Source organism: Prochlorococcus marinus str. MIT 9314 (genome assembly GCF_000760035.1).
Classification (GTDB): Bacteria; Cyanobacteriota; Cyanobacteriia; order PCC-6307; family Cyanobiaceae; genus Prochlorococcus_A; species Prochlorococcus_A marinus_B.
Map to the genome: position 1 here is coordinate 108,112 of NZ_JNAO01000010.1, position 26,066 is coordinate 134,177.

At 30.9% G+C, this 26,066-nt stretch carries 30 protein-coding genes; 14 read left to right on the forward strand and 16 right to left on the reverse strand.

The annotated features are described in order from the left end of the window. Positions 1-12 precede the first annotated feature (12 nt). Together EU98_RS03725 and petL are read left to right on the forward strand one after the other, a co-directional pair. Positions 13-399, forward strand: a complete 387-nt coding sequence (locus EU98_RS03725; RefSeq protein ID WP_032515886.1) for a DUF4346 domain-containing protein — start codon at positions 13-15, stop codon at positions 397-399. 64 nt (positions 400-463) lie between these two features. After that, complete coding sequence (gene petL / locus EU98_RS0108965) at positions 464-556, forward strand: cytochrome b6-f complex subunit PetL (protein ID WP_025925809.1); 93 nt, start codon at positions 464-466, stop codon at positions 554-556. A gap of 3 nt (positions 557-559) precedes the next feature. On the opposite strand, the gene rimO is transcribed toward petL, so the two are convergent. Beyond that, on the reverse strand, positions 560-1,924 hold the full coding sequence (gene rimO, locus EU98_RS03720; protein WP_032515887.1) for a 30S ribosomal protein S12 methylthiotransferase RimO: 1,365 nt from the start codon (positions 1,922-1,924) through the stop codon (positions 560-562). Between the two features lie 105 nt (positions 1,925-2,029). On the opposite strand from rimO, the gene EU98_RS03715 reads away from it, so the two are divergent. Then, complete coding sequence (locus EU98_RS03715) at positions 2,030-2,965, forward strand: vitamin K epoxide reductase family protein (protein ID WP_032515888.1); 936 nt, start codon at positions 2,030-2,032, stop codon at positions 2,963-2,965. Here the strand turns inward: EU98_RS03715 and nadB are convergent. Then, positions 2,955-4,622 (reverse strand): L-aspartate oxidase, encoded by a 1,668-nt coding sequence (nadB, locus tag EU98_RS03710; RefSeq protein WP_032515889.1) that lies wholly within the window; start codon positions 4,620-4,622, stop codon positions 2,955-2,957. The two genes, EU98_RS03715 and nadB, sit on opposite strands and share 11 nt — an antisense overlap. Then, complete coding sequence (locus tag EU98_RS03705) at positions 4,622-5,389, reverse strand: DUF3120 domain-containing protein (RefSeq protein WP_032515890.1); 768 nt, start codon at positions 5,387-5,389, stop codon at positions 4,622-4,624. Before EU98_RS03705 ends, nadB begins: the two co-directional genes overlap by 1 nt. 178 nt (positions 5,390-5,567) lie before the next feature. On the opposite strand from EU98_RS03705, the gene EU98_RS03700 reads away from it, so the two are divergent. The 5 genes from EU98_RS03700 (at position 5,568) to EU98_RS0108970 (ending at position 10,561) form a co-directional block, all read left to right on the forward strand. Beyond that, positions 5,568-6,947, forward strand: a complete 1,380-nt coding sequence (locus EU98_RS03700) for a TIGR03279 family radical SAM protein (protein WP_032515891.1) — start codon at positions 5,568-5,570, stop codon at positions 6,945-6,947. 25 nt (positions 6,948-6,972) lie between these two features. Continuing rightward, a complete protein-coding gene (locus EU98_RS03695; protein WP_032515892.1) occupies positions 6,973-8,400 on the forward strand; it encodes a TolC family protein in 1,428 nt (475 codons plus the stop codon). A gap of 2 nt (positions 8,401-8,402) precedes the next feature. After that, the gene (locus EU98_RS03690; protein ID WP_032515893.1) at positions 8,403-9,203 is read left to right on the forward strand and encodes an inositol monophosphatase family protein; all 801 of its coding nucleotides are present in this window, start codon (positions 8,403-8,405) and stop codon (positions 9,201-9,203) included. A gap of 90 nt (positions 9,204-9,293) precedes the next feature. Beyond that, entirely contained in the window at positions 9,294-10,208 is a 915-nt protein-coding gene (locus EU98_RS03685) for a YihY/virulence factor BrkB family protein (RefSeq protein WP_032515894.1), read from the forward strand. Positions 10,209-10,219: 11 nt separating this feature from the next. Continuing rightward, on the forward strand, positions 10,220-10,561 hold the full coding sequence (locus EU98_RS0108970) for a hypothetical protein (RefSeq protein WP_032515895.1): 342 nt from the start codon (positions 10,220-10,222) through the stop codon (positions 10,559-10,561). A 4-nt stretch (positions 10,562-10,565) separates the two neighbouring features. On the opposite strand, the gene EU98_RS03680 is transcribed toward EU98_RS0108970, so the two are convergent. The 3 genes from EU98_RS03680 to EU98_RS03670 all read right to left on the reverse strand — a co-directional run bounded on the left by EU98_RS03680 (position 10,566) and on the right by EU98_RS03670 (position 11,453). Then, the gene (locus EU98_RS03680) at positions 10,566-10,712 is read right to left on the reverse strand and encodes a high light inducible protein (protein ID WP_011862136.1); all 147 of its coding nucleotides are present in this window, start codon (positions 10,710-10,712) and stop codon (positions 10,566-10,568) included. Between the two features lie 69 nt (positions 10,713-10,781). Further along, positions 10,782-11,165 (reverse strand): hypothetical protein, encoded by a 384-nt coding sequence (locus tag EU98_RS03675; RefSeq protein ID WP_025931256.1) that lies wholly within the window; start codon positions 11,163-11,165, stop codon positions 10,782-10,784. Between the two features lie 24 nt (positions 11,166-11,189). After that, positions 11,190-11,453 (reverse strand): DUF2973 domain-containing protein, encoded by a 264-nt coding sequence (locus EU98_RS03670; RefSeq protein WP_032515918.1) that lies wholly within the window; start codon positions 11,451-11,453, stop codon positions 11,190-11,192. 172 nt (positions 11,454-11,625) lie between these two features. Here EU98_RS03670 and EU98_RS03665 point away from each other — a divergent pair, with 172 nt between their 5' ends. Beyond that, positions 11,626-12,747, forward strand: a complete 1,122-nt coding sequence (locus EU98_RS03665) for a trypsin-like peptidase domain-containing protein (protein ID WP_032515919.1) — start codon at positions 11,626-11,628, stop codon at positions 12,745-12,747. Positions 12,748-13,007: 260 nt separating this feature from the next. Here EU98_RS03665 and EU98_RS03660 read toward each other — a convergent pair whose 3' ends face one another. Further along, a complete protein-coding gene (locus tag EU98_RS03660; protein WP_032515897.1) occupies positions 13,008-14,633 on the reverse strand; it encodes an ABC-F family ATP-binding cassette domain-containing protein in 1,626 nt (541 codons plus the stop codon). Between the two features lie 71 nt (positions 14,634-14,704). On the opposite strand from EU98_RS03660, the gene EU98_RS09860 reads away from it, so the two are divergent. Beyond that, positions 14,705-14,881: a hypothetical protein gene (locus EU98_RS09860; protein WP_187151072.1), complete on the forward strand. Its 177-nt coding sequence runs from the start codon at positions 14,705-14,707 to the stop codon at positions 14,879-14,881. Here EU98_RS09860 and EU98_RS03655 read toward each other — a convergent pair. Both EU98_RS03655 and EU98_RS03650 read right to left on the reverse strand, forming a co-directional pair. Beyond that, on the reverse strand, positions 14,859-15,089 hold the full coding sequence (locus tag EU98_RS03655; RefSeq protein ID WP_011817578.1) for a hypothetical protein: 231 nt from the start codon (positions 15,087-15,089) through the stop codon (positions 14,859-14,861). The two genes, EU98_RS09860 and EU98_RS03655, sit on opposite strands and share 23 nt — an antisense overlap. Before the next feature lie 34 nt (positions 15,090-15,123). Beyond that, positions 15,124-15,462, reverse strand: a complete 339-nt coding sequence (locus EU98_RS03650; protein WP_025943187.1) for a hypothetical protein — start codon at positions 15,460-15,462, stop codon at positions 15,124-15,126. A gap of 117 nt (positions 15,463-15,579) precedes the next feature. Between EU98_RS03650 and EU98_RS03645 the strand changes: the two genes are divergently transcribed. Next, positions 15,580-15,882 carry a ribbon-helix-helix domain-containing protein gene (locus tag EU98_RS03645; protein ID WP_032515899.1) on the forward strand — a complete coding sequence of 101 codons (303 nt, stop codon included), beginning with the start codon at positions 15,580-15,582 and terminating at the stop codon, positions 15,880-15,882. 5 nt (positions 15,883-15,887) lie between these two features. On the opposite strand, the gene EU98_RS03640 is transcribed toward EU98_RS03645, so the two are convergent. The 4 genes from EU98_RS03640 to EU98_RS03625 are packed head-to-tail and all read right to left on the reverse strand — an operon-like array spanning position 15,888 to position 21,070. Beyond that, positions 15,888-16,592, reverse strand: a complete 705-nt coding sequence (locus EU98_RS03640) for a potassium channel family protein (RefSeq protein ID WP_032515900.1) — start codon at positions 16,590-16,592, stop codon at positions 15,888-15,890. Between the two features lie 18 nt (positions 16,593-16,610). After that, positions 16,611-18,014 carry a TrkH family potassium uptake protein gene (locus tag EU98_RS03635; RefSeq protein ID WP_032515901.1) on the reverse strand — a complete coding sequence of 468 codons (1,404 nt, stop codon included), beginning with the start codon at positions 18,012-18,014 and terminating at the stop codon, positions 16,611-16,613. Between the two features lie 4 nt (positions 18,015-18,018). Further along, the gene (locus EU98_RS03630; RefSeq protein ID WP_032515902.1) at positions 18,019-19,827 is read right to left on the reverse strand and encodes an SLC13 family permease; all 1,809 of its coding nucleotides are present in this window, start codon (positions 19,825-19,827) and stop codon (positions 18,019-18,021) included. 49 nt (positions 19,828-19,876) lie between these two features. Beyond that, the gene (locus EU98_RS03625) at positions 19,877-21,070 is read right to left on the reverse strand and encodes an NAD(P)/FAD-dependent oxidoreductase (RefSeq protein WP_032515903.1); all 1,194 of its coding nucleotides are present in this window, start codon (positions 21,068-21,070) and stop codon (positions 19,877-19,879) included. 95 nt (positions 21,071-21,165) lie between these two features. Here EU98_RS03625 and EU98_RS03620 point away from each other — a divergent pair, with 95 nt between their 5' ends. Together EU98_RS03620 and EU98_RS03615 are read left to right on the forward strand one after the other, a co-directional pair. After that, positions 21,166-21,888 carry a phosphoadenylyl-sulfate reductase gene (locus EU98_RS03620; RefSeq protein ID WP_032515904.1) on the forward strand — a complete coding sequence of 241 codons (723 nt, stop codon included), beginning with the start codon at positions 21,166-21,168 and terminating at the stop codon, positions 21,886-21,888. Positions 21,889-21,903: 15 nt separating this feature from the next. Beyond that, positions 21,904-22,593 (forward strand): type III pantothenate kinase, encoded by a 690-nt coding sequence (locus EU98_RS03615; protein ID WP_032515905.1) that lies wholly within the window; start codon positions 21,904-21,906, stop codon positions 22,591-22,593. On the opposite strand, the gene bcp is transcribed toward EU98_RS03615, so the two are convergent. Continuing rightward, positions 22,590-23,057 (reverse strand): thioredoxin-dependent thiol peroxidase, encoded by a 468-nt coding sequence (gene bcp, locus EU98_RS03610; protein WP_032515920.1) that lies wholly within the window; start codon positions 23,055-23,057, stop codon positions 22,590-22,592. The two genes, EU98_RS03615 and bcp, sit on opposite strands and share 4 nt — an antisense overlap. Here bcp and EU98_RS03605 point away from each other — a divergent pair. Beyond that, entirely contained in the window at positions 23,057-23,713 is a 657-nt protein-coding gene (locus tag EU98_RS03605; RefSeq protein ID WP_032515906.1) for a 4'-phosphopantetheinyl transferase family protein, read from the forward strand. The two genes, bcp and EU98_RS03605, sit on opposite strands and share 1 nt — an antisense overlap. On the opposite strand, the gene EU98_RS03600 is transcribed toward EU98_RS03605, so the two are convergent. Next, positions 23,710-24,999 (reverse strand): AAA family ATPase, encoded by a 1,290-nt coding sequence (locus EU98_RS03600; RefSeq protein WP_032515907.1) that lies wholly within the window; start codon positions 24,997-24,999, stop codon positions 23,710-23,712. The two genes, EU98_RS03605 and EU98_RS03600, sit on opposite strands and share 4 nt — an antisense overlap. A gap of 33 nt (positions 25,000-25,032) precedes the next feature. Next, a partial coding sequence (locus EU98_RS03595; protein ID WP_032515921.1) for an alpha-D-glucose phosphate-specific phosphoglucomutase occupies positions 25,033-26,066 on the reverse strand: 1,034 nt, incomplete at its 5' end.

Genomic DNA, 26,066 nt, shown 5'->3' on the forward strand with positions numbered 1-26,066 from the left:
TAACTTCTAATAATGGATTCTAGTAAAAGTTTAGATGAAAAAATAAAGATTGATAATAATCTATCCAACCGATATATAGATTTAGATCCAAACGGTTATTTTATTATAAAAGTAGATTTAGAAGAAAATAAAATAGTTTTAGAGCACTTTTTAAATAACATCGATGAAGAAGGCTATGCTCTTGACCCAGAAACAAATGAACCAATTAAATGCGACTCTCAAAATAAAAGAGTTAGTAATGAAGTTTTTAAAGGTATTAGTGCTAAACAACTTGGAATATTAATTACTGAAGAAAGAAATGACTTAATAACCAGATTCGATCATGCTCTATATCTAGGCCGGGAACTACAAAAAGCAGAAGAATGTTTATACAAAAAATTACCATATATCCAAGATTAAGAAATTAAACGAAAAAATCTAATCTTTTCATCTGATGTTAAATTAAATAGAAATAAAAAAAATAATGAACATCATTTTCTATATTGCATTTATTGGTTTTGGCTTTGGAGCTGCTTTCGCATTAGATAAGCTCTTAAGAGCAGTTAAATTAATTTAAAAACTACAAAATTTTAATAATCTCTCCATACAAATCATATTCATCCGCAAAAGAAATATTTGCTTCAACAAATTTACCAATATAATTTTGCAAATCATTTTTAGTATTTATTGATGCAATCACATTTCCATCAATTTCAGGAGCGAAATTGTAGGACCGACCTATTAATTCGTTATTATCTGATATTTTTTCTACCAAAACTTTCATTTTTGAACCAACATATGCCTGATTTTTATCTTTAGAGATATTTTGTTGAACTGAAATAACATTATCTTTTCTTGCCTCTGAAACCTCTTTTAATACTCTATTTGGCAAATCAAAAGCTGCAGTTCCGTCCTCAGGAGAAAAAATAAACACTCCTACATGATCAAATTTGTGCCTACACAAAAATTCCAGAAGATGTTCAAAATGTTCTTTTTTTTCTCCTGGGAAACCAACAATGAGACTAGTTCTTAATACAGCAGATGGAATTTCTGTTCTAATTTTCTCCAAAATTGATTCATTCAAAGAAGCCTGCCAAGGTCTATTCATACTCCTCAACACATCTGGATGACTATGCTGAAGTGGTAAATCAAAGTAAGGCACTATATTCTCTGAATCTTTGAAAGCTCTAATAACTTCATCAGTTAAACCCGTTGGATAAGCATAATGTATCCTGATCCAAGGAATTGGAACTTTAGAAAGCTCATTCAAAAGTTTGGCTAATGATGGTTTTCCATAAATATCTTGACCATAATTAGTTGTTATTTGACTAATTAATATGATTTCTTGTATCCCCTGCTTTGCAAGACTTTTGGCTTCTGCAACTATAGATTCTATTGTTCTACTTCTTTGGGGACCTCTCAATTTAGGAATAATACAAAAAGCGCAATTATAGTTGCAGCCTTCAGCAATACGAAGATAAGCAACAAATTTGTTTTTATCTACAAAACGAGGTATTTCCTCATCTGCAATAAATTCCGGTATTTTTGAAACTTCATTCACGATTTCCCCTTGTTCTACTCTTTCTAAAACCTTAGCTATCTTTTGATAATCTCCAGTTCCAACTAAACCTTTTATTTCAGGGATTTCTCGTATAAGCTCATCTTTAAAATGCTGCGCCATACAGCCTGCAACTATTACTTCCTTTCCTTGATTTGTATATTCTAAAATTTTTCTAATAGATTCTTCTCTCGCTGTTTCAATAAAACTGCAAGTATTGACTACAACAACATTTGCATCATTTATATTGCTATCAACTTCATAACCCTCTTTATCTAATAAGCCTTGCATATGTTCAGTATCAACAAGATTTTTCTCACAACCAACATGACTGAATGCAATCTTAGATAGTTTTTTTTCTTTTACATTAGGACTATTTTGTTTCACAACTTAAGAAATAAGAATTAAAAGATTTAAACAGCATTTCGTATATAACTCTCATGCCAAGATAATATTAGGATAGATAATGTAAATAACAAACTTTCTTTTTGTATGGCTCTTAAGACTTTAAACAGAAGAAATAAAAAAGATTTGAAATGGCCAAAAATCATAATCGCAATTCTCAGCACTATAGGCATAGTTGATACAGGTTCGATTACTTTAAAAAACTGGGGATTATTTACTTCGCTTTCATGTCCAGGGATACAAAATGGTTGTGAAACGGTTTTAAATAGTCCTTGGGGTACTTTATTTAAGAATAATCAAGTTAATATACCTCTCTCATTAGCTGGACTCATAACATATTTATCAATATTAGTTATCACAATAATACTCTCGCTTAATTTAATTTCCCCAAAAGAAAAACTAAATAAGTTTTTATGGTGGTTAGTATTTCTAATTTCTTGTGCGTCATCAACATTTAGCTTTTTATTGATAAATATAATGTTTTTTAAGATTCAAGCATATTGCTTTTTTTGTATACTTTCAGCAATTTTATCGTTTTCTATCTTTATAATTTCTATGATTGGAGCAAAGTTCGAAAGTAGAGAACCTATGATTTTTAGAGGTTTCATTGTAGCCATTAGTGTCCTACTGGGGGGCCTAATTTGGTCAACAAACGTTGACCCCTCTAATGCAATTGATGTTGCAAACCCCACTGAAAATGAATCGCCAATAATTACCACTTCAAGCACTCCCCAGAAGGTAAAGTTTGCACAATTTTTAAGTGAAAACAATATTGTTATGTATAGTGCATACTGGTGCCCGCATTGCCATGATCAGAAACAATTATTTGGTAAGGAAGCAGTTAAAAAATTAAAAGTAGTTGAGTGTGCTAAAGATGGTAAAGATAATGAGTATGAGCTATGCCAAACGAAAGGAATCAGTGGATTTCCTTCATGGGAAATAAATGGAGAAATTATTAGTGGTACGCGTGACTTAAATGAATTAGCTACAAAAACCGACTATCAGGGAGATCTTAATTTTTAATAAATCTTTTTTGAATTTTTTGATCTAACTGTTGTGTAGTATGGCATTCCCAATTTTTATCTTTGTCAGAAAAATCATCTCTATAATGCCCTCCTCTACTTTCCTCTCTAAATAGACAAGCTTTTAATAAAGTTATGGTGGTTATTTGTCTATTCTTTAAATCAAGTAAAAGATTTAATGCTCTTCTATTGCGTTCACTGAGTTTTATTTTTTGATCAAATTTTATTTTTTCAAGACTATTTAATAAATCATTTTTATTTAATTTATCTATATCATTTTGAATATAATTTAAAAATTTACTCATATTTGTCTTATTTCGAGATACACCTAAATTTAACCAACATAGTTTTCTTAGTTCATCAATTTTTTCAGCAATTATAGAAATTTGATCTTCTTTAGGATCTTCAATATCAAACTCTTGAAATGATCTATCAAATTTTTCAACTTTAGAAATGTCATTCAAAACAATTGCAGACATTTTTCTTGCGAAAACAAGACACTCCATCAGTGAATTACTTGCCAGTCTATTAGCACCATGCACACCTGTAGAAGCAACTTCTCCAACGGCATATAATCCTTTTCTTGTTGAAGATGCATTTAGATCAGTTTTAACACCTCCCATCCAATAATGAGCTGCAGGAGCTACGGGAATAACCTCATTTAAAGGGTTAACGCCATAATCCAGACATCGACTCAAGATCGTGGGGAAGCGTTCTACAATTTTTTCTGGATCAATATACCGAAGATCCAAGCCAACATGATCTACATTATTATCATGCATATTTTTCATAATTGCTCTACTTACCTGATCTCTAGTAGCAAGATCACGATTTTCAAGATTTTTAACTGGACTTTCACCATTTTTATCAACTAAAATCGCTCCTTCCCCTCTAAGTGCCTCAGATATTAAGAAGCAAGGTGCACCATAAAATTTTAAAGCTGTTGGATGAAATTGCACGAACTCTAAATCTTCGATAGCAGCTCCTGCTTTCCATGCAAGAGCAATACCTTCACCAGAGGATTGAGCAGGATTTGTTGTATTTGTAAATAAGTGCCCACCCCCACCTGTAGCCAAAACAACAGCTCTAGATTTAATCCAATATAAATTTGCTCCATCAAGAACCTGAACTCCTCTACATTCTTTATTTTCAATGAGAAGTTCAGTTACTCTTACACCCCTGCAATGAAGAATATTTTTTTGATTCTCAATATGATCTTCTAGAACTTCAACTAATGCTCGTCCAGTACGATCTTTAACATGTAAGACTCTTCTTCGTGAATGGGCTGCTTCCAAGGTAGTAGCTAGTTGATCAGAACTTTGATCAAAAATCATCCCTAAATTCTGCAACCTTTCTACACAACCTGGAGCTTCTTTAACTAGCATTTCTACAGCTTGAAAATCACATAGTCCATCACCTGCTTTTAAAGTGTCCTCAGCATGCAGTTCAAATGAATCATCTTGTCTAACAACAGATGCAATTCCGCCTTGAGCCCATCTACTGGAAGATACCTTACTAGTATTTCTATTTAAAAGAAGCACTTTTAAATTTGAGGGTAATTCAAGACAAGTCATAAGACCAGCAGCTCCAGCGCCTATAACAATTACATCCCAATTATTTATTGGTATCGGTTCTTGCGAAAATGGAGGCCTTAACATTAAACCAATCCACTAAAAGTTGGTTGCAGAATTGCTAAAGCAATAAAAATACCATCAACAATTAATGTTGTTTGAATTACATAACCAGAAACTAAGAGTGCTTTACCACTAGTGGTATTAATTGTGCCAGAATCCAAAATTTCTTTGGAGATAAACCAAAGTATTAGAGCAACAAAAACGATGATAGATATTGATTTTATTTGAATAAGACTCTCTGAAGTTTTTTGAAGAATCATGGGTGCTTTTTCAGAATCTGCTGTAATTACCTGCCTCCATTGATCCATGATTCCGATTAAAAATATTGTAATGTCGGTAACTGCAGTTCCAAATAAAGAAGAGATATAAAAACTTGAACCTATTTTCCAATTAGTACCAAGTCCAATTAAAGCTAATGGTAGAACTACAGCTTCAACAGGTATGTGTAGGATAGGATATGGGCTTAACCATCCCCAGAACAAACATCCACCAAGCCAACTACCTGATATACCAAGTAATAATGAACTGACAATAAACCACTTATTTGATCCTTTCTGATTAAAAACAATTGCCACTAAGACAATAACAAACGTAAAACAAAGAGCACTTATTGGTGCTAATCTAACCCAAGGGGCTTGAACAAAAATAGGTAAAACTACAAAAAAAGAAGACCATAATCTTAAAGATATAGGATTTGATAAAAAACTATTTTCGTATGAATCAACTGTCTTATGGGATTCATAGTTGAATTTATCTTTTACTTCTAAATTTTTTGTAATTAATTCTTTCAATGAAAAAGGTTATTTTAATTAATCTAAATCGTGTTTTAGAAAACTGCGAATGCCATATTTTAATAAATAAAAGGCCCATAATTTCACACCTATATTTAGTTTTTTAAAAGTATTTAATACACTTTGAGTCATATATAAGTTTAGAATAAATATAAATAAGAGTATTTGGCCTTAAATTGTGTGGCAAGAAATTAATTACACAGAAGATCCCATTGATCTTTTGGTTCCTAATATTACTTATAAAATAAACCCTGCAGAAATTGAAAGTATTGAAGCTAATTCTATTGCTGAAGAAATAGGATTTGAATCAGGTGATTCAATTATTAGTATTAATGGGAAAAAACCAAGAGATTTAATTGATTATCAGATTCTGATTAGTGAAGAGATTTTAGACATATCAGTTTTAGATAAAAATCATAAAATTCACAATATAAATATTGAAAAAGATCAAGACGTTAATTTAGGTATAAATTTTAAAGATGCTTTATTTGATTCAATCAAGCAATGCAATAATAGATGTCCATTTTGTTTTATTGATCAACAGCCAAGTGGTAAAAGAAAAAGCCTTTATATTAAAGATGATGATTATAGATTAAGTTTCCTATATGGATCTTATTTAACTCTTACGAATTTAAAAAAAGAAGACTGGGAAAGAATTGCTATGCAAAAACTATCCCCACTTTTTATTTCAGTTCATGCTACTGATCCCGCCACAAGAGAAAAATTATTAAAAAATAAAAAAGCAGGAGTGATACTTGATCAAATTTCGTGGTTTGAAAAAAACTCTATTCAAATACATGCGCAAATTGTTGTTTGTCCAGAAATAAATGATGGGGATATTCTTGAGAAATCAATTTTGGAACTTGCTGAATTCTACAAAAAAACCTCTCAAACAGTACTTTCAGTCGCAATAGTTCCTGTAGGACTTACAAAATTTAGACCTGAAAATGATGGATTGAAATCAATAAGCCCAGAACACGCAAAAAAAACTATTAAACAAGTAGAGAGAATTCAAGCCTCTTTACAAAATACTCTTGGGACTCGTTTTTGTTGGCTAGCAGACGAATGGTATTTAATTGCTGGGACAAATTTACCTAGTTACAAAACCTACGAAAATATGCCACAAGAATCTAATGGAGTTGGGACTATTAGACACTTTCTAGAAGTATTAAGAGAGAAGACTCAAAACCTACCCCAAAAAGTAACAAAGCCAAAAAAAGTTAGTTGGATTGTTGGTAAATTAGTTTATGAAGCACTAATTCCTACAGTTAAGAAATTAAACTTAATTAATGGATTAACAATTAATCTATATGGTTTGCCAAGTATTTATTGGGGTCAAGATCAAGTTGTTACAGGTCTTCTTACTGGCGAAGATCTAATTTACGGGCTGAAAAATAAGGATTTAGGAGAGGCTGTTTACATACCATCTATAATGTTGAAAATTAATACTGATTTATTTTTAGATGATAAAAATATTCAAGAAGTTGAGAATCAAATAAATACTAAAATTCACGTTCTTGATGATTCAAATGATATTATTAATACTTTGATTGGTTAATCGAATATTTTCGAAACTATGAAACATGCTTAGAAGAGTAGTAAATCCTTTCTTATTATTGCCGCTTACTCTATGTATGAATACCTTTAATGTTCTATCGAGCGAAACAAAAAATTACATTGATAATGTTTTAGAAGAAAAATCAAATATTACTTTTATTGATTATCAAGAAATAGAAAAACTTGTATTAAATAATCAAGAATTAAAGTCATTACAGAACCTAGTAGCCTCTACAAGCTTTAATCTTTCCAGTCAAATTGCCAAAAGATACCCATCCTTAGATTTTCAAGCCAATGGGTTACCAAAATATATCGCAGGTAAAAAGTACAATAGCAATTCAGCTACTTTAAAAACATCACAATTTACGGCTAATCCCTCCCTGAATATAAAATGGGATGTAATTGCCCCGCTGAGAGGATCTGAAATTAAAATTGCCAAAACAAATTACAAAATTGCAGAAAATAATTATGAGATTAAGAAAAAAGATTTAATTCAAGAAGCAAGAATCAGGTATCACAAATATAAAAAGTCATATCAAGAGATTCAAAATAAAAAATTTACACTTGATTTATCAATTACAAGTTTAGAAAATTCTAAAGCGAAGCTAGATGCTGGAATTGGGACAAAGTTTGAAGTTCTTGAAGCAGAAGCTCAATTTTCTCGAGATCAACAATCACTTAATGAAAAGAAAATAGAACATGAAATTAATAAAATTTCTCTTAAAGAGATTCTTAATGTTAAGGGAGATTTCGAAACTAATAAAGAGCAAAATCTTATAGGGTTTTGGAATCATAAATTGAATAAGAATATTTATGAGGGTTTGGATAAAAATCTTTCCTTAAAAAACCTTATTCTTCAAAAATCAATCAAAAAGAGCCAAGCAGAGAGCTTTTTAGCCCAAAATAAGCCAAATATCTATATCAGTAATTCATTATCTAGTACATTTTCAAAGGGTGACTCTTTAGCAACTAATATCGACTCTGAAAAATCTGGATCTAATTATACAAATACCATAAGTCTAAATTTTGCATGGAATATTTTTGATGGCGGACAAAATAAGAACTCCTACAAATCAAAAATAGCAGATGCAGAATCTGAAAAATATGCTTATGAAAATCTAAAAAATATTTTAACCACAAGTATTAGTAAAGCCTATTTAAATCTAAAATTAAATGAAGAAAAAATAATTTCTTCTCTTAAAGAAATTGAATCTAGCAAAGAGTCTGTAAGGCTTTCCAGACTTAGATATGATGTCGGAATATCAACTCTAAAAGATGTTCTTGTTAGACAAAGTGAATTAAGTAATGCGAAATCAAAAAATATTAATGCAATATATAATTACAATCTGAATATAGATGAATTAGAAAGATTAACTTTCATTGATAAAAGTAAAAATTGTTTGGGTAGTAATAATACTAAAATTAATGATAAAGAGTCTATTTGTAATATATAGAGATGAATCCTCCAAATTTAACTAATAATCAACTACTTGAATTAGATTCTTTATTTGAATTGGTTAGTCAACGTCAAACAAAAGATTTTGGAAACATTAGCGCCAGCAATAAAGCAGATGGATCATTATTAACAAGTTGTGATTTATGGAGTGACAAAACAATCGTAGATGGCTTAGCTTCAATAGCTCCAGGTGAAGGCGTCCTTAGTGAAGAAGGGCAAAAGTTAATTCCAAATTCAAAAGCTTACTGGGTGGTCGATCCACTCGATGGGACAACAAATTTTGCTGCAGGTATTCCTTACTGGTCTATATCTGTAGCAAGGTTCGTTGATGGTAAACCACAATCTTCTTTTTTAATAATTCCTACATTGAAAAAAAAGTTTGTATCCATTAAAGGTCAAGGGGTTTGGTTAAATAACAAGAAAATAGTTCCTAGCCAAAATAATCGTCAAAGTGAATGCATTTCTTTATGTAGTAGATCAATCAAAATTTTACAAAAAAACCCAAACTCAGTATTTCCTGGAAAAATCAGACTTTTAGGTGTATCGAGTTTAAATCTTACTAGTGTAGCGATGGGACAAACTTTCGGAGCAATAGAATCAACGCCTAAGATATGGGATATTGCAGCAGCATGGCTACTATTAGAAGAACTCAATTGTTCTATAGAGTGGTTAGAAACAGATCCTTTAAATTTAGTTTCAGGAGAAGACTTGAGCGATGTTAATTTTCCATTAATTGCTTGTAGATCTATTGAAAAATTTGAAATTTTAAAGCCATGGGGCAATTTATTATTAGAAAAATAGTTGCATCATAAATAAAAAATTGCTTGAAAAATTTCTTAATCAGATACAATAAAAACTAAGTAAATAAATTAATATTTGAAGAAAATTAATATGCAGAGAAGTTCAACATGGATACTGAAAAGTTTATGGGGAGCTTGTGAGCGATGGAGCAAATCTGATTGTGTTGATTTAAGTGCTGCATTTGCATACTACACACTTCAATCATTTTTTCCCATCCTTCTAATTTCTCTTTCAATAGCTTCATGGTTCCTAGGAAAACAAGAAGGATTAGATCAACAAATAATTGCCATTGCTGCTCAGCTTTTACCTCCTTCAGTAGTTGAGTTAGTAGAGACAACATTATTTAATTTGATAGATCAAGGTTTTGGAGCAGGAATTCTCGGGGCTATGTTTTTGCTTTTTACAGCAGGAAATGCATACCTATCTCTTCAAAGAGGTTCGGATAGGCTTTGGGAGGACGAAATTCCTTCTAAAAAAGTTAATGCTGCTTGGAGAGTGCAAGCTTCGAAGTTTCTCCGAAATAGAGTTGAAGCCTTTTTAATAGTATTCTTTATTGGGTTTTTAATGGTGCTAGATCAAATTAGTGCAAATCTTAGGATGATCCCAAGTAACGTTTTAGAAAATCTTTCAAAATCTAATAATCTTTTTTCTGATTTATTATTAAAGCTGCCTTTACTACAAGTTGGTCAGTTTGCAATACCACTAATTGGCTTTTCTTTAATGGCTCTTTTATTGCAAGCACTTTTACCCAGTAGAAAAGTTCCATTAAAACCACTCTTACCTGGATCTTTTCTTATTGGAATTGGCCTAACCACTTTGAACCTAGCAGTAAGTAAAAGTATTCTCTCACTTGGAGTAAGATTTCAAGCATACGGTTTTATTGGAGGTTTTCTAGTACTTACTTTATGGGTATGGCTATTAGGAGTGATTTTATATTTTGGACAGTGTTGGAGCGTAGTAATTGCTAGTATGACTTTAGTAAATAAAAAAAGAAATTATAAATAAGGATTACTAAGGTGAATTATTTTCTTAAAGCTAATAAAAATCTTATTACCTACTCATTAATCATACTTATCATTATTCCAATATTTGGATTTAACTTTTTCATTAGCTTTGTTGGAAATATCCTACTTCTTTTATTTTTAATTCCTCTTCTATTATTAGTTTTAGTGTTTATGGGTTTTAACTCTTACAAATCTAAAATTAATACATGCGGTAATTGTGGAGCAATATCATTAGGTTTAAGTGAAACATGCATGAATTGCGGTGCAGATTTAAAGAATATTAGTAAGAAAAATCAATTATATAAAAAGCCTAGTGAAAGTACCATTGATGTGAAAGCAGAAGAAATTAAGTAAAATGCTAACCTATTCCAATTTGTCGAAGGATACTTTGTCCAGTAATTAATTCAGTACCAAGTCCAATCAAAATACCCATCATTGCCATACGGCCATTCCAAGTTTCTGCAAAATTTACAAAGCCAAATCTTGGTTGATTGTCTTTATTCATAATTAACTTTATTATCTATCAAATTATTTTAACGTTTTAAGGAAGATTTTATGAAAAAAAATAAATTATTTATTTAACATGTCTTACTCCATCAACAGGTCGATACTCATCTCCAGTTAATTCCTCATATACAATGGCTGGCAATCCTGTATCAAACATTGTTTGTAATGCTTCTTTTAACATAGGATTCCAACCTCCAGTACTAACTTTTCCATGTCTTACAGTCCAGTCCCAAGTCCCTTGAAGATCTCTAGGGAGTCTACCTTCTCTATCTCTTCGGGCGACTAAGTCTAGAGATTCAACTATACCAACAATAACTGGGTTTTTACCGTAAGAAGGAGTTAGGCTTAGTTCGAGTCTCACTGGATCTTCTTTAACCATTTTCAAACGAAACCTTGGGGGCAATTTGAGAGATCTTATTACCGCTGAAACAATTTTTGTTCTTAATTCCAATTTTTTTCCTTAGATTTATTTTAATTAATCAGTTGTTGAACCTTTTTCTTCTAATGTAGAGTCATTATCATTCGAAAACCTTACTGTTAATAACTCCTCTTCTGTTATGTTACCTGATTTATCTAGAAGTTCTGGATGTATTGTGTACTTTTTTTGTTTAAAACTGGAAGTACTTAAACTTTTATTTTTATTATCTGATATTCCCCAACCATTAGACATAACTTTAAAAGCTTTCCACACTAAATAAGTTAAGGCCGCAGAATATATAATTGGAAATAGAATAGTCATTGCGCTTATAGATTGGTTTGATATTTTTAACATCATAGCCCGAAAAAAAGAAATTTAGCTATTTTTAAGTCACTTAATTTTTCTCTAGATTCAATTAATTAAATTACTAGTTATATTTAAATTACACCAGTATGGTGAGTTAAGTCTCTTGAAAAACATAAGAAAATCAAAATTGAAAAGATACCTCCAAAAGCTATTACTAATCGTCTCATTAATTCCAGTAGGCATTACATATCCTGCAAAAGTAATATCCCAACCATTAATCAAACCAAAAATTAATGAAGTTAGTTTATTTTCAAACAAATCTTTCATAACTAAAGCTGTAGAAAGAACCGGTGCAGCTGTGGTGACAATTGATACTCAAAGATATATTAAAAAAAGAAATTTTCCAAGAAATTCTCAACTATTTCTAGACCCATATTTTGAAAGATTTTTTGGATTAGATTTACCTAACGAAAATCGACCAAGGATAGAGCAAAACCAAGGCAGTGGGTTTATATTTGCAGATGGACTTGTAATGACCAATGCTCATGTAGTCAATGGATCAGATAAGGTAATTGTAGGTTTAACCAATGGCAAAAAATTAAACGCTAAACTGATAGGCCAAGACTATTTTACTGATTTAGCTGTGCTAAAGATTAAAGGGAAAGGGCCTTGGCCAAAAGCAAAATTAGGCGATTCTGCAAAGATTAAAGTTGGTGATTGGGCTATAGCAGTTGGAAATCCATTCGGATTGGAAAACACAGTTACGCTTGGTATTATTAGTAATCTAAATAGAAACGTAACTCAATTAGGAATATATGATAAAAAACTTGAACTGATACAAACAGACGCTGCTATTAATCCTGGCAATTCTGGAGGTCCGCTATTGAATAGCGATGGAGAAGTAATTGGTATTAATACGTTGATAAGATCAGGGCCAGGAGCGGGTTTGAGTTTCGCAATCCCAATTAATAAAGCTAAAGAAATTGCCGATCAACTTATAGACAATGGGAAAGTAATACATCCTATGATTGGAATTAGCCTAATAGAAGAAAGTATTTCTGAGAGAAAAAATAATGTCGTAAAAGTTGGATATGTAGTACCTAACAGTCCAGCTGAAAAAAGTGGAATCAAGATAGATGATATTTTAATTAAAATAGGCGATAAAGATATTGAAACTGCATCAGACGTTATAGAACAAATTAATAAAAATGGTATCAAAAAACAAGTAAATATATTATTGAAGCGTAAAAATAAATTTATTAAATTAAAAGTAATACCAACTGATATTACTAATCTACAAAATAACTAAAAAATTTAATTATCATTCCGCTTAAGTATTTCCACACATTTAGAAATACATCTACCATTCCTCATATCGAAGGAGGTAATGCATTCAAAATAACTTTCTATAGGATCAAAAATTTGAAAATGTTTTTCTTGGAAATCGTAATCTCTCATTTAAATTATTAAAACGTATTTTTGTATTTTTAAGATTAATCAAGAACAGTAAACTATGTAAAGATAAATTAGTGATCTTACTTAGCCAATTGTAAATTTTATTAAAAGTAGTCAAATTTTTTGGCTTTGAGTTTTTTCTAAAAAATATTCGTAATTACCATCATATGAAAATAACTTTGAATCTTTAATTTCAATAATTCTATTTGCAACTTTTGAAATAAAATACCGATCATGAGAAATTATTAATAATGAACCTTTATAATTTTTAATTGCTAATTCTAAGTTTTCCTTAGATTGCAAATCCAAATGATTAGTTGGTTCGTCCAAAAGAAGAAAATTACTAGGCTTAATAATCATGAGCGCCAATGCTAATCTTGCCTTTTCTCCTCCACTGAGTTGTTTAATATATTTAAAAACTGTTTCATTTTGAAAACCAAAACCCCCTAAAAATGTTCTAACTTTTTTTTGGGACCATTCTGGAGACTTATTACATATTAAATCAATAACCCTTTCGTCAAGTGAAAGTGCTTCAGCCTGATTCTGTTCATAATAGCTAGTAATTATATTATGTTTACCAAGATTAATTTCTCCAATTTCAGGAGATATTTTTTTCATAATAATTTTAAGCAATGTAGATTTGCCGCAGCCATTAGGTCCCAATATTGCTATTTTCTCCCCAGAAGAAATCTTTAAATTAATATCTAAAAAAAGAATTTTATCCTCGAAACTATGAGACAAATTTTTAATATTTAGAACTAATTTCCCTGAGCGAGGGCACTCTGGAAAATTAAAAACAGGACTTTTTGATTTTGCTATGGGAGCCTCAATTTTAGCAATCTTTTTTAATTGTTTTTCTCTACTCTTTGCTTGAGAACTTCTAGTTGCACTAGCTCTAAATCTATCTATATACCTTTTCTGTAACTCAATTTCTTTTTGTTGTAATTGATATGCCTTATTTTGAGATTCTTTATTCAAAGATTTCTGTTCGACAAAAAAAGAATAATTCCCGTTATATGTTTCAGATGTTCCTCGATCTACAAAAATTATTTTTTTACATAATTTATCTAAGAAATATCTATCATGGCTGATAATTATTACTGAAATCTTAAGCGATGAAAGATATTCTTCCAACCAAAAAATAGTTTCTAAATCTAAATGATTGGTTGGTTCATCCAGTAAAAGTAAATCAGGTTTTTGTAAGATTATTTTTCCAAGTGCAACTTTCATCTGCCAACCACCTGAGAAATTGCCAACTAATTTATCAGCATCTTCTATAGAAAAGCCTAATTTTGGTAATATTTTTTCTACATTAGATTGCATTTTATAACCACCTAAAGCTTCAAATTTTGCTTGATATTTTGCGAGTTGATTTACAGTTATTTCAAGTTCATCGGAATTTTTTTTTATATCCAACGATTTCATTTTATTCTCAATTTCTAAAAGTTTAATGGAAACAATTTGTATATCTTTAAAAGAACTTTCTAATTCCTGTCTAACTGAAAAATTCAAATTACAATCAAACTCTTGCTTTAAATGGGCAATTTTAGGATTTCCTTCTTTGATGATCGTTCCACTTGTTTGCTCTTCCTCTCCAATTAAAATCTTAAATTGGGTTGATTTACCTGCACCATTAGAACCAACTAAGCCAACTTTTTCTCCTTTCTTAATCTCCCAACTAATATTTTTTAAAACAACATCTGTAGAATAAATTTTGCTTACACCTTCAAATCTAATCACTGTTTTAAAATAGAATTTACAAAATCTGTGGCTTATTTACTAAAAAATATTTTGTGGAATAAAATTAAATCATGAAAAGAATAGAACAAATTGTAGTGATTTTCATAGCTGCTGCTCTCGCAATTCCAAGTTATTGGTTTTTTTGGACTTTAGCTGGTGGAGGTGGCTATAACAAAAGAATAAAACCTATTCCTAATCCAAATAATAATTATTCGAAACCTTTTCCTAAAGACCTCCTCGAGCCTTGATTAACCACATTTTAGTTGCCTCATCATCAATAGTACTCAAATATTCTATAACCTCTTCTTTAGTCACAGAAATATTTAACTCGTTGCCAATATCGCATATTTTATCTAAGGCTTTTTTGGGATTAGTTAAGGCTGTCATAAACAGACTTTGTTTCTTTTTGGAATCGTTGGCTATTAACTTATAGAGCTTTTCAGCATTACTAGACATGTTTTTAAAATCTATTTATTAATAGATTATTACTTCAGGCTACATTTTGTTCATTATATTTATTATTAGATAAATCATTATCCACATCTTTTATCTCTTTTGCAGAGGCATCTGCCATGCTTCTTGCGTCTAAACATAAAACTTTTCTTAGTTTCGCAAAGTTTGCTGCGTGAGATTTTCTACCATCTTTTTGGGCATAATACTCAGACTGCTGAAGAATATGGTGAAGATGAGTTAACAAATATGGACTAATTACAGCTGATACCAAAACGTCACTATTTTCATTATCGTGAGAATCAGAATTGACTAATCTTTTTTTTGGTTTATCAATTATCGACCTTTTAGGAGAATCAATTTTTCTTGAATTTTTCATGGGACAATAAAACAATTAATTGATACGGACATAAATTTCCTTACTAATAATATACACAAAGATAGTATCCTTGACTAACTGTGTATACTAATAAGTAACAGTTATCAACTTTGACTCATGGCTACCCGCCAAAACTCAACTAATGGGAAGCCTAAATCCCCCAGAATTCAAGTGGTTCTTCCAGAATTAATATGTGAGCAATTAACTATTTTGGCGGATAATGAATCTAGGACAGTAAGTAATATGGCAAAAGTGTTAATACAAGAGGGTATAAAAAAATATTTCGAAAAAGAAAGTAAATTACCTATTGCAGAAAATAATTTAAATACTGATAAATTTAGAGATGAACTTGAAAAACAAAGCGTCAGAAGATTAAAAAAAGCTCCTCAAAGGATTAGATACTATAAAAAATCTGATTAAAATAATTAATTTTGAGGCAATTTCTGTAAATCTACAGTTTTACCCATGACTACCAAAATATTTCCTCTTTCCAAAATATATTTTGCTGGAGGATTAACTGTTAACTCTTCAGCAGGTCCTGCAGCAAGAACATTTACTAAATAATTTTTTCTCAAATTTAAATCTCTTAAAGATCTTCCAATAAATTCCTCTGGAACAGTTATTTCATCTATACCAGTTTGATTATCTAGTTCCAATCTTTCAATTAGGTTTGGTCTAACTAGTTCTAAACCTAATCTTTCTCCTTGCATCCTAGATGGGAAAACAACTTTATCTGCGCCTACTCTTTTTAACATTTTTTCGTGCAAGTCACTAGTAGCTCTTGCTATTACTCTTTTCACTTTGCTACCTTCACTATCCTTAGCAATAAGAGTTGTAGTTATACTTGCTTCAATAGGTTCACTAATACCAACTACAACAGTATTCATTTCAAGAATTCCTGATTCCTTCATAGACTCTTCATCGGTGCAATCTACAACTCTAGCTTCTATCGAAGGTTCTAATTGCCTTAAATCATCAATAGCTTTTTCCGAATAATCTGCAGCCAAGACATCAGCACCATTATTAATAAGTTCTCTGCAAACTGCGGTTCCAAATCTTCCAACGCCGACAACTGCAAAAGTGAGTGCTTCATTTTCTCTCTTTTGAGACCACTGCCACCAATCAGCCATAATAAAACTCAGTCAATTCTAAACATATAGATCAGCCCTAGGATAGCCAATTCTCTTTTGTCTATCTATTCTACTCTTATAAAGAGCCTGCCAAAGTGCACTTAAAAGTAAAAGGATCCCAAGTCTGCCCACAAACATACCCACAATAAGAATAAATTGACCAAAATGATTTAATTTTGCTGTTAGACCAATATCAAAACCAACTGTTGCAAATGCAGATATGCAAGTGAACAGAATTTCTAAGAATGTGAATGATTCTTTTTTAACAAAAGTATTTGTTGTACTAAGCAACATTGCCATTAAAAGAACAAAAAGCAAAGATCCAACTGTGATTCCAACTGCCTTTAGAATAACTTTATCTGAAATTAATCTATTACTAATAATTACATCTTTCTGACCTCTTAAAGTTGACCTAGTTGCAGCCATTAAAGCAATAAATGTAGTTGTTTTTATACCTCCACCAGTACCTCCTGTACTTGCTCCAATAAACATTAGCGTCATTAATAATAAGAGGCCCGTATCTGAGATAGAGTTCAAAGAAATCGGAAAATTTGTAAAACCTGCAGTTCTCGCACTAACTGTTTCGAAGATAGATGACATTAACCGTTCAAGCAAATTTAAATCATTAAAAAATTGACTATTTAGCAATGATTCTGTGACAAAGAATCCTAATGATCCGAATAATATGAGAGACAAACTTGTCCTAATAACTAGTCTGGAATGAAGGCTTAATTTCTTATAAGAAAGATTTTTTTTATTATTCCAAATATCATCAATAACCCGCCAGCCCAATCCACCCATAACAATGAGAAAAACAAAAACACCATTCACCAAATAATTTGTTCTATAGTCTTGAAGACTATTTGACATTAACGAAAATCCTGCATTGTTGTATGCAGAAATGCTGTGAAAAATCGAGGACCATAGTCTTTCCCAATTATTTTGAATGTCTACAAATCCAAAAGAGTATAAGACAATTGCGCCCAAGGATATGATAATAATCGCAGTAATAGCGATGCTTTGAAAAGTTCGACCGATTCCTCCAACTCCAAATTCATCTAAAGTCTTTCCTTTGTCTAATCTAGTTCTTAGCTTTGTCCCCTTTACAACAAACCCTTGTAAAAATGTTGTAATGGCCATTAATCCTAGACCACCTGATAAAAGCATAAAAGCTAGGAAAACCTGACCAAAGAAATTTAAATCTACACCAATATCTATTATTGTTAAACCAGTAACGGTTATTGCAGAAGTAGATGTAAAAAATGCTTCCCACAAACCAACCTTTGAAGATGAACATAGTGGAGAGCTCAAAATTAAAGTTCCAAGGCAAATAATAAACAAGCCCGTAACGATAGTAAATTGAGGTACAGATAGCTTTTTGTAAGCATCTTTTAACTTATAAACCTTACTTGCGAATTTCACGATACTACCCGTAATTTAAAATTATCAATGCTGGCACAGTAAATGACATTATAAGTGTTAATCCAGCACCGTATTTTGCGATATCAAAAAATCTATATCTTCCAGGACCATAAACCATTAAATTTGTTTGATAACCCATTGGAGTCAAGAAAGATTGACTTGCACCGAATAAAACAAGCATTATTAAAGCGCTTGGTGAAATTTCTAAAACATTTGAAAATTCAATAGCAACAGGTAAAATCAAAGCAACCGATGCAGCATTACTTATAAATTGCGTAAGAATAACTGTAGATACAAAAATTACGACAAGTGCAAAATAAAGAGGCATTCCGTTAAGGGCAAAGTTTAGATTAACTGCAATTACATCTGCTAATCCAGTTATCTGCATAGCTACACTAAAACACGATAAAGATCCCAGCAATAAAATAACGTCTAACCTAATAGATTTTTGTATCTCTGCAGGTCTTAAACATCCACAAGCAACCATTGCAATCACTGCCAAAAGGACTGAACCTACTAATGGAATATTAGAAACCGAAGGCAAAACCACCATTCCTATTGCAATTGCAATCGATATAGGTTTTTTTATCAAAAATGGTAAGTCATCTTCGAATTGATCTAAAATAAGTAAATCATTACTAGATTGCAAACCTCTTATTGAATCTAGCGGTGCTTGCAATAATAAAACATCTCCAGCCCTTAAAACAGCTTGACCTAATCTCTCCTGAACAGTTTGTTGACCTCTTCTTAATGCTAAAACTGTTGCATTATGACGTTGCCTAAATCTTAATTCTCTCAAACTTGCACCGGCTAAAGTAGAACCAGCTGGTAACAATGCTTCAAAGGTCTTAGTACCTTCATCATCTGAGAAAACATTAGCCCCATCGAAAGATGTTTTATTTTCTCCTAACAGAATAGTATGCTCCTGCTGCAGCCTAAATAAGTCTGCCCTTGTAACACGGATTATTAATCTATCATCCGGTTCAATCTTTCTATCAGCCAAAGGAGGAAGAATAACTTTTCCATTTCGTTGCAATTCCAGAACATCAACGTCAAATCGTCTTTGCAATCTACTATTTCTGACAGATTGTCCAACTAATTCTGAAGTAGAGGGAATAGTAACTTCTGTAAAATATATATTCATATCACCATTTTTAATAAAATCCTTATCTCTCCCTCTATCTGGCAAAAGCATGTCAGAAACTAGAATCATATAGGTTGTACCTATAAGCCACACAGGAATTCCTATTGAAGTCAAACTAAATAATTCCAAACCTCCATAACCTAATTGTTGACTAATATCACTTACAAGAAGATTTACTGAGCTACCTAATAATGTCAGAGTTCCACCGAGTAAAGTAGCAAAAGAAAGCGGTAATAAGACTTTTGATGGTGATATATTTCTTCGCTCGCACCAACTTTCAATTAAAGGTAATAAAGATGCTACTACTGGAGTATTAGGTACAATTCCAGATATTGGAGCAATCAAAAAAGCTATTAAAGAAATTAATTTCCTTGGAGTTCGAATACTTTCAGAAGAAATTAATTCTCTTACTCTGTCTAAGGCACCACTTTTAAATAATGCTGAGGAAACTGCAAATAAACCCATAAGAGTAATTAAAGAAGGGCTACCAAATCCAGCTAAAGCTTTTTCAGGAGAAAGAACCCCAGTAGAAATAAATATTCCGACACATAACAAACCAGTCAATTCTGGTGCAATTGTATTTCTAATAAACAAAATTATTGACATTATTAAAACAACTACCGTTATAAACGCATCAAAATTATTACTAACTACTGCAATTAAATTCATACAAAACTTATTTAACTCAATATACCCAAAAACAATATTTCAAAAAAGTTTAATTCGAATAATCTTTTTTAAGAAACTTTTTAAAAATAGATTTTTTTTGGAATATCCATGAAGATGCAGATTTTAAGCTTTCTGTAATATCAGGCAACTTGGAAGCATATATAAGTCTTCTTGCCTCAAAAGCCAATTTCCCAGATAAAGTAACCCCAAGTCCAGAAATTGAAGATTCGCCTATTCCTAAGCTAATCATTTCACCGTTGTCTTGAAATTCAAAGGGTAAAGGATCTTTTCCTTGAATTAAAAGTTCTAAATTATTAGCAAGATGATTTCCTTCCTGCATAGCGACCTGAGCAGTTATGGGTAAATCCTCCATTCCTTCAATCACTGAAATATCACCAATAGCAAAACAGTTTTTATGGTTTTCTATTTGCAAAATATTATTAACTAAAATTCGTCCAAATTTTTTTGTTATTTGGTTGGTTTCTAAGTAAGACAAATTGGGCTTAACACCTGCAGTCCAAATAACAATATCTTTATCCAAGGAAGTTATTCCAACCTCACTAGAAATACTGATCTTAGTTTCTGAGACTTCTTTAACTTTGGAATTCAAAAGAACGTTGATTTTTCTTTTTTCTAATGCCTTCTCTGCTTGTTCTCTATTAAAAATTTTGTTTTTCTTGAGGATTTCGTTTGATTTTTCTATTACATTAATTTCAAATTTTTCTGTAAATATATCTTTAATTTTGCATGCCAACTCGATGCCAGAGGGACCACCTCCAACTATGAATAACTTTTTATGCAACTCAGTATCTTGTGATTTTTTTAAAAAAGAATTTAATTTATTTAAATCGTGAATATCATTAAAAAAATAACAATTTTCATCTACACCTTTTATAAAAAAACTATTTGGAATAGATCCTGTACATATAACAAGATATTGATAACTTAATTTTAATTCGTCACTAAATTCAAGAATATTTTCTTTGAAAGAAATCTTGGTTAAACAATTTTTTAAAAAAGTTATACCTGCATCAGAAAAAATATTTGCAAATTTTGGGGAAGCTTCCCAACTTCTTATTTCTTTACTTAAAACTTCGTACATTAAAGGTTTAAATAAAAAGTTAGTTTCAGAATCAACTACAAGAATCGGCAAAGAAGGATTTAGATTCTTTAAAGTCAAAGCAAATGTCATGCCTGCGAAACCTGCTCCAACTATTACTATTGGTTTTTGTATTGATTTCATTAGCGAAATATTGTTATACGTAAATGTATTATTAAACTATACGAATAAATTTTAAATTAAGCGAAATAACATTAAACTCATAATCAAATTGAAGAATGATTGAAAACTTCCACAAAGATATTCAACCTAATTTAAGGAAATATAATCAAGAGCTAGTAGATATGAAGCCTCAAGAAATCCTTACTTGGGGTTATGAAAAGTTTGATAATCGATTTGCTATTACAACAAGTTTTGGCATACAGTCATCAGTTCTTTTAAATATGGTTAGTAAATTATGTCTCCAAAAAAAAATCAAAATATTTTGGATAGATACAGGTTACTTACCTCAAGAAACATACCATTACGCTGAAAAGCTTATTGAAGATTTATCATTAGAAGTAAAAGTTCTGCAAAGTGAATTATCTCCAGCAAGAATGGAGGCTAAATATGGAAAACTTTGGGAAACAAATAAAGAGAGCGATTTAGATAAGTATCATGAATTAAGAAAGATAAAACCTTTAGAAAATGGGCTAGAAAAATATAATATATACTGCTGGGCAAGCGGTGTTCGATCAAGTCAAACAGAAAATAGAAACAAAATGAAATTCATAGACGTAATTCGTCAAAGACTATCTTTAAGACCTTTATTAAATTGGACAAATAAAGATATTTTTTATTATATGGAAGAGAATAACTTACCTGCCCATCCACTTTTTAGCAAAGGGTATTCTTCTGTGGGAGATTGGCATTCAAGCAGTCCTGATGGTATCGAAACAAAAGGCAGAGATACAAGATTTGGTGGGATTAAACAGGAATGTGGAATACACACAAATAATTAAATTGATCATAGAAGAATGGTCTCAGATATAAATTTTTTATTAGTAGGCAATAGTAGGCTTCATTGGGCTAAATATTCTAAAAATCAATCTAAATTTTTCCATACCAAAAAAGAGCAAAAAGTTCCGGAAAATATAGATCTTGATCAATTAATTTGGGCTTCTGTAGGAAAACTACCAAATTTTTTACTGAAAAAAGAAAATGAAATAAAAACTAAAGATATCCAATTATTAAATCTTCCTGATTATTTTGGAGTTGATAGAGCTCTTGCCTGTATTGCCGCTTTAAAAATTATTGAAAACCCTTTCAAAAAAGATTTGCTAATTGCAGATTTTGGAACAATATTATCAATAACAAAATTGAATTCAAATGGATCTATTGTTGGAGGTCAACTTCTTCCAGGGTTTCTTACACAATTAAAATCAATGGAACAAAATACAAAAAATCTTAAAGTTCCCAAAAAATATGATATTCCGATCAAAGATTTTTTAATTAATACAGAAGAAGCAATCTTAAAAGGAGTGATCAACTCTCTTACTGGCGTGATTAATAGTTTATTTAATCCCGAAAAGGATATTTTAATAATTTGTGGAGGAGACTCTCAATTAATCACACAATCTCTAAAAACTAAAAAAGAAAATATTATCAATGCTACTAATTTAGTTATGGAGGGGATGATTATTCACCACTTATCCATAAAAAATTAGCTTAACCCAAGGTCTGCAATTATATGATCAGCCATTATTGCTGCTTTTACCTTTAAGTAAATTTTTTCGATGTTACCTTCATTATCAATTAAAAAAGTATTTCTCATCATTCCCATATATTCTTTTCCCATGAATTTCTTTAGTCCATAGCTATCGTAGTCAGAAGAAACTTTGAAAGGTTCAGGATCAGTTAAAAGAATAAAAGGTAAGTCAAATTTTTCTATAAACTTCTGATGAGAGGATGCATTATCTTTACTAATACCAAGCACAACAATATTATTTTTTTGGAGTAAATCCCAATTCTCTTTAAAATTACATGCTTCTTTAGTACATCCTGGAGTATTATCTTTTGGATAAAAATATAGTATTATTCTTTTACCTTTAAAATCACTAAGAGAAACTTCTTTTTCAAAAGAATCTTTTAATTTAAATTCTGGTGCTTTGTCGCCAACCTTAAGAGCCATTGAAATTATTAAATGAGTATGAATATAAAATACCAAAAATTTGGTTTTATGAGATCAAAGGTGTGCAAGATGTCGCAACTATAGAAGAAATTAAAACTGCAAAAAACCTAACAAATTCAAGATCAAAGATTTTCTTAGAAACAAGAGCTTATTTGCGACAATCACTTTCAACACTTTTTGATTTAGACCCCCTAAAAATTCCAATTAATGCTCAACCTGGAGAACCTCCAAGTTTACCCTCTGGCATGGGAAATATCAGTTTAAGTCATTGTAAAGATGCCATTACTATAGTCTGGCATAAAGGCAAAATAGGGATTGATATTGAGAGAATAGATAGAAATTTTAACCATATAAAATTTGCAAAAAAATATTTTTTTCATACCAATAAATCAAACCATAATAATTATTTAACAAAAAATATGATATTAAATCAATGGTGTGCTGTTGAAGCGGCTATAAAATGGGATCATGGAAAAATAGCTCAAGACATTAAATATTGGCAATTTTTTGAAAAGTCAAATGAGTTAATTCATAAGAAGAAAAATATACATTTAAATTATTCACAGATTAACTTTCATAATTGGAATATCGCTTTAGCCTACAAAGAAAAAACTACTTTTAATCCTGAGATTATTTGTTGTTCGAAAAATTTTTAATTTTCTTTTCTTCTAAGCAGTTCTTCATATTGAGTTTTTTCCCATCCGTTATTACTTGGTTCCCATATTTTTAAACCTCTTAAAGATTTAGGAAAATATTCTTGTAAGACCCAATTACCTAGATAATTATGAGGATTAACATAACTATTAGAATTATTTTTTAAATGAAGTGGAACATCAAAAGCATTGGTAGATTTGATTGTTTCGATTGCTTTAAAAATACTTTTTGTACTATTACTTTTTGGAGAAATAGCTAAATATAAAGAAGCCTGCGTTAAAAAATATAATCCTTCTGGAAAACCAACTCTATCAAAAGCATCACAACAGGATTGTACAACTACTATGGCATTAGGATCAGCTATTCCAATATCTTCACTGGCAGATATAAGTAGTCTTCTAAAAATAAAATTAGGATCTTCACCAGCCTCCAGCATATTCGCAAGCCAGAGTAAAGTTGCATCTGGATCAGAACCTCTTATGGACTTGATAAAGGCACTTATTACATCGTAATGATTTTGACCATTTTTATCGTAAACAATATTTTTCTTTTGTAGTGCATCCTCTGCTATTGATAGATTGATGTTGATTTCTTTAGCATCATTTTCAGCAGTTGTTTCTATGGCCATCTCTAGCGCATTGATTAATGTCCTTGCATCTCCGCCAGAAAATTTAATTAAATGACTAATAGCATCTTGAGTTAAAATAACCTTTTTTGAATCTTTTTGTTTTGAATAGTGAATAATGACTTTTTGTACTATTTTCTGCAAATCATTTTCTGCTAAGGGAATTAATTTAAAAATACGAGACCTGCTAACAAGCGCTTTATTAACAGCAAAGAAAGGATTTTCAGTTGTAGCACCAATAAAAGTTATAGTTCCATTTTCTATTGAAGGTAATAAAGCATCTTGCTGAACTGATGTAAATCTATGAACCTCATCGATAAATAAAATTGTTTTTCTTTTTGAATTTATTAATCTATCTTTTGCATTAGCGATTTCATTTCTTAATTCTTTAACACTTGATAATACTGCATTTAACTTAATTAATTTTGACCGCGTATTAAAAGAAATAATTTCAATTAGAGTAGTTTTTCCAACACCAGGAGGGCCAGAAAAAATAAAATTACTAATCTTATCGTTTAATATTGCACTTCTTAAAAGCGAATTCTCATTCAGGATTGGTTGTTGACCAAAAAAATCTTCCAAATTCTTTGGTCTTAATTTATCTGCCAAAGGTGCGTTATTTTCTATTTGAGAATAATTAGTAAATAAATTTTCTGAATGCATATAAATAAAATCAAAAAATCATTACTTTCAATTCTATGTAATTACTGTAGGAGTTTCCATTTTAGTAAGTTTTGAAATGTTTAATAAAGCATCTAAATCATCTATAAGAGGTTTCAGAGCGGTCTGAGGATTTAACGAAAGATTCTGTTTAGGATCAAAAAATTTTTCAAAGTAAAGTCTTAATGTTGCACCCTTAGTTCCAGTTCCTGAAAGGCGCACAATTACTCGAGAATTATCATCAAGGACTAATCTTAAACCTTGATTTTCACTTATGGAATTATCAACAGGATCTAAATATGAAAAGTTATCTGCAACTTTAACTAAATGACCAGCAAAACTATTTCCTTTTAAATTTTCGAGCATAGAAGTTAGATTATTAAAGATTTGATTAGCAATATTTGAGGGGATTGCCTCATAATCATGTCTTGAATAATAATTCCTACCAAATTGTTTCCAATGATTCAGCATCAAATCACTTACCGAACATTTTTTCTCAGCTAAAACTTGTAACCAATACAAAACTGCCCATAGTCCATCTTTCTCTCTCACATGATTACTACCTGTTCCGAAACTTTCTTCTCCACATAAAGTAATTAAATTAGAATCTAAAAGATTTCCAAAAAACTTCCAGCCAGTAGGTGTCTCAAAACAAGGTATATTTAATGCTCGTGCAACATTATCAACTGCTGAACTGGTTGGCATGGATCGTGCCACACCTGTAATACCATCTTTATAACCAGGAACACACTTTGTGTTAGCAGTGATAACTGCAAGACTATCACTAGGATTTACAAAACATCCACTTCCTAAAATCATATTCCTATCTCCATCTCCATCGCATGCAGCACCAAAATTATAAGATTTTTTATTTAATATTAAATCAGCCAAGTGGGATGCGTAAGTAAGATTAGGATCAGGATGTAAACCTCCAAAATCTTTTAACGGGTTACCATTCATTACACAATCAGGAGCAAGACCCATTTTTTCAACAAAAATATTTTTTGCATATGGGCCTGTAACCGCATTCATTGCATCAAAGATTAACGAGAAGTCTTTTTTTAAAAAAT